This window comes from Corynebacterium sp. HMSC04H06 (assembly GCF_001815935.1).
GTDB lineage: Bacteria > Actinomycetota > Actinomycetes > Mycobacteriales > Mycobacteriaceae > Corynebacterium.
Window position 1 is genome coordinate 1 of record NZ_KV823435.1, and the last position, 3,672, is coordinate 3,672.

The 3,672-nt window shown below is 52.9% G+C and carries 4 protein-coding genes and 1 pseudogene; all 5 read right to left on the bottom strand.

Features of this window, described 5'->3' with window-relative positions; translation table 11 throughout:
* Positions 1-52: 52 nt before the first annotated feature.
* On the bottom strand, positions 53-334 hold the full coding sequence (locus tag HMPREF3067_RS11655) for a DDE-type integrase/transposase/recombinase (RefSeq protein WP_371259780.1): 282 nt from the start codon (positions 332-334) through the stop codon (positions 53-55).
* A 176-nt stretch (positions 335-510) separates the two neighbouring features.
* Positions 511-741 (bottom strand): annotated as a pseudogene (locus HMPREF3067_RS11660) (IS3 family transposase); the annotation flags it as partial.
* A gap of 486 nt (positions 742-1,227) precedes the next feature.
* Positions 1,228-2,250, bottom strand: coding sequence for a trypsin-like serine protease (locus HMPREF3067_RS11065; protein WP_083319205.1), 1,023 nt, complete (start codon positions 2,248-2,250; stop codon positions 1,228-1,230).
* A complete protein-coding gene (locus HMPREF3067_RS07420; RefSeq protein ID WP_070769096.1) occupies positions 2,240-3,115 on the bottom strand; it encodes a DUF418 domain-containing protein in 876 nt (291 codons plus the stop codon). Before HMPREF3067_RS07420 ends, HMPREF3067_RS11065 begins: the two co-directional genes overlap by 11 nt.
* 281 nt (positions 3,116-3,396) lie before the next feature.
* A complete protein-coding gene (locus HMPREF3067_RS11665; protein ID WP_083319206.1) occupies positions 3,397-3,654 on the bottom strand; it encodes a helix-turn-helix domain-containing protein in 258 nt (85 codons plus the stop codon).
* Positions 3,655-3,672: the final 18 nt, after the last annotated feature.

Here is a 3,672-nt window from a genome sequence, read left to right on the forward strand (position 1 = left end):
ATGGATCAGCTCGTTCTTGTAGGAGCCGTTCACGTTTTCAGCAAGAGTATTGTCATAGAAGACACCAACAGCCCCGGTGGAAGCGGCAATCCCATGCTGGGCAAGTCGCTCGTTGTAGACAACGCTGACTACTGCGTGCCGTGATCCGAAGGGTGAATGAGACCTGTTGTTTTTCAGCACACACGGTCGCCTGGTTGAGAGCTTGCAGCGGCAGCGCTTCGGTGCGCATGGAATCTGATAGCACCCACCCAACGATCCGTCGAGAGTAAACGTCCGTGACAAACGCGGCATACACAAAGCCTTTCTTCGGGCGCACATACGTAATGTCAGCCACCCACAGCTTGTTCGGCCCTGGACTTTGAACTCATGCTCCACCAAGTCCGGCCGCAGATCAGGCACATGAGGCTTACAGGTCGTGATTGGTGATCCGCCCTCGCCTTTGCCAGAACCACCGGCCAGGCGCATCAACCGGGCAGTTTGTTCACGACCGATATCAATTCCGTCACGGCGAAGAGCATGCCATATTTTCCGCACACCGTAGACACCGTAATTATCCCGATAAATAGCATAAATGCGTTTACCCAGCACAGCGTCACGAAGGCGACGAGCACTTAATCCACGGGCAGTGAACTGGCGATAACCACACGAAGTGCTGAACCCACCAGTTCGGCTATCCTTCAACGTCTTACAGATGAACTCGACGGAGAAACTATTACGGTATTCATCGATAAACCGGATCATTTCTTAACGTTTTGGGCCTGGTTTCAACGCGAAAAAGCTGAGGCATCCTTTAGCAGCTCATTAGTATCGCGTAGCTCTTGATTTTCACGACGCAGCCTCGCGCTTTCGGCGGCCAAATCCTCAGGCACGGGTTCTGAGATGTTTCCGGCACGGCGGGCATGCCGAGCCCATTGACGTGCCGTGTGCCATGAAATCCCCAGTTTTGGGGCAACTTGCCTGGCACGCGGCTTACACTGACATATTCTCCACCAAGACGCGGTCTTCCCCCAAGGCAGACCACACGGACCTTTGCATCCTAGTCAAATTATCTTGGCATATTCCAGATTTTCCCATCTACTCAAACGGAACAAAACCTGGGGCACTTCAGGCCGAATATTCTATGAAATTATCACTACTTTCTTAAGACTCTAGATCTACACCTGTGCGGCCCGAATTAGGTCGCACAGGTGGAGCAGATCAAGGCTAGTAGGAAGTCACATATCCCTCCTAGCGATAACGACCACGCAAGCCAGGAATACGCGCTAAGAACGCAGCAGCAATAAGCCCTATCGTCGCGATACCGACATACAACCACACGTGATCACCGCTGGTCTGCGGAACTTTCGGCGGCTCAGGTGTGTTTTCCGCGTTAAGAATGGAATCTGTATCACGCCCGCTGACTATCCCTTCAATCCACTCTTTGGCACCCGACAAGGTGGTAATCGCTGCACTAGGTGAAGGCAAATCCGGATCCCCGTTAGAGGTACCCGCAGTCATAAGACCAGCAAGTTTGCCGTCCACAAAGAAGGGCCCACCGGAGTCACCACCCTGCACACCAGCACGGCCCGTCGAATGTACATCGAGGAGCGCACTTTCGATCAGCGGCATCGAATCATCCGGCAAACTAGCGCCCTCTGGCGACATCGCTCCCTCACCAAGGCCACCAGAATCGGGCGCAGGAACACCAGGCATTGCCTCGGCAGCCGGAACACTTTCCCCTCCTTCCGGAACATCTGGCTGTTTCCCCTCTTCGACAACATGGCCGGACGGACTGCCACCAAGAATCTCAGAAACTTCCATTTCCGCTTTGGGTAGGTGGCCGTTTCGAGCCTTGGAGGAACTACTGCTCCATCCGTAGATGACACCTCGCTGGCCGGGCTGCGGTATATCGGTGGCGATAGGTGCTGGTTTAACACCGGACACAGAGGTAGTGAGGTGGAGAAGGGCAGCATCAGAAACCGGAGAAAGTGCCCATGAATCCGCATCATAAATAGTCCCGTTAATACGGGCCTGCGTGCCCTCATTGTTGACGGAAGAGAGGCAATGACGTGCAGTAAGAACCCACTGCTCAGCAACGAGGGTACCGGTGCAATCGCCAAAATTTCCTACGCGACCTATCTTCAACTCAGCAACTGTGCGAGCCTCGGCAGAATCGCCGGCTGGCTCGCCATATTCAAGGGCTCCAGCCGGGGGCGCAATGAGCGTGATGACGCCGATGGTAAGCAGAGCAGGAATAAGTTTATGCTGCATGGTGGTCCTTCTTTCCAGCAGGAACGGCAATGTTGATGGCTTTGGAAACAAACCACTCGGCTGGCCCCTTCCCTATTGTGCGGTGCCACAGGGTGGCAAACGCGAGGAAGAAGACGATGAAAGCACAGGCCCAGCCGGTGCTATGTAAAGTGATGTGACTCTGCCAGTAGTAGGCCGTGAGCACATGCAGAATGTAGATGCTCAAAGACATTGCACCGAGGGCAGCGAAGGGATAGGCCAGTTTGGGTACGGTGCGGCCAACAATGAGACACAGATGCAGTACGACCGCAGCGACCATAACCGACAATACGATCTCCCCCAGCACGCCCGTATGGCCGGTAAAACGCAGCCAGCCAGGTACATCCGGAGTAAAGCGGAAGTAGAAACCCACGGCAGCGAGGACTACACCAGCTGCAGTAACTCCCCACTGAACAGCAGCACGATGACTTCGCACATATACCTCAAAGAGCAACATTCCGGCGAGAATATAGGCGACATAAGCCAGCAATGGGTAAATCTGAGGCAAGGTCATAGGAGCATACTTCACTGTCGCAGCCACCGTTGCCGCGATAAAGAGCAGGAGTTTCCACCACCAACGCAATGGTGGAACCCAAGAAACGAGGATCATGGTTATACCGATAACCACAAGAACGACTTGAATTTCTCCACCAACGGGTAACAGCGCTACTCCGATCAGGACAATTATGCAGCCACGCGCAAGAATCCGCAGAAACGAAACCACAGTGAAATCGCGGCCTATGATCATCAGTGTAATACCTGCAAATATCGCAAATAGTGCTGCGGAAAGACCGTTGAGGATGACCTTGTTGTACCACACGAGCGAGGCCATATGTATGACAATCATGCCTATAATGGCAAATGATCGGGCTATATCTAACCCTAAGATGCGCGAAAATGCAGGCACCTGTACTCTCCTTCATATTGTAATGGGAACACACTTCTGTGAACCCATGTGCATTACAATTTTTACCAAGCCACGCTGAATAATTACTGCAAAAACTTTATGAAGGGTTTGCCAATCATAAAGAAAGTGCAGCCGCTGGAGTTGACTCTTCTCCTTGAGAGAGAAGAGGAGAGAACAGGAGCGTATCAAGTTATTTGTGTGCGGGGTTAGGTTTATTGGTTTTAACGAAGCGGTTGGGGTAGGCCACGGCCATTTGGTTGCTGGCCTGTTTTTAGCCGGAAACTCGGGCTTCTTCCATGAGTCTGCCGGCTGTCGCTGAGCCCCGTTTGCACTGCTTCGCCCTCTGTGCGTTTTGGGGCTGCCCGCACAGTCTTACGGTTAAGCGCAATATGGTAACGATCGGTAAGTTCTGCGTTGATCCGCGGAGCACCATAAACCTCATCGGAGTGTTTCCAAATCTGATGAATCGAGGGTGTCAGGAAGTTTGTGTGTGAGGC

Coding starts and splice junctions, on each gene's coding strand:
- HMPREF3067_RS07420 (WP_070769096.1), bottom strand. CDS start 3,115: ATGATTGTCATACATATGGCCTCGCTCGTGTGGTACAACAAGGTCATC.
- HMPREF3067_RS11065 (WP_083319205.1), bottom strand. CDS start 2,250: ATGCAGCATAAACTTATTCCTGCTCTGCTTACCATCGGCGTCATCACG.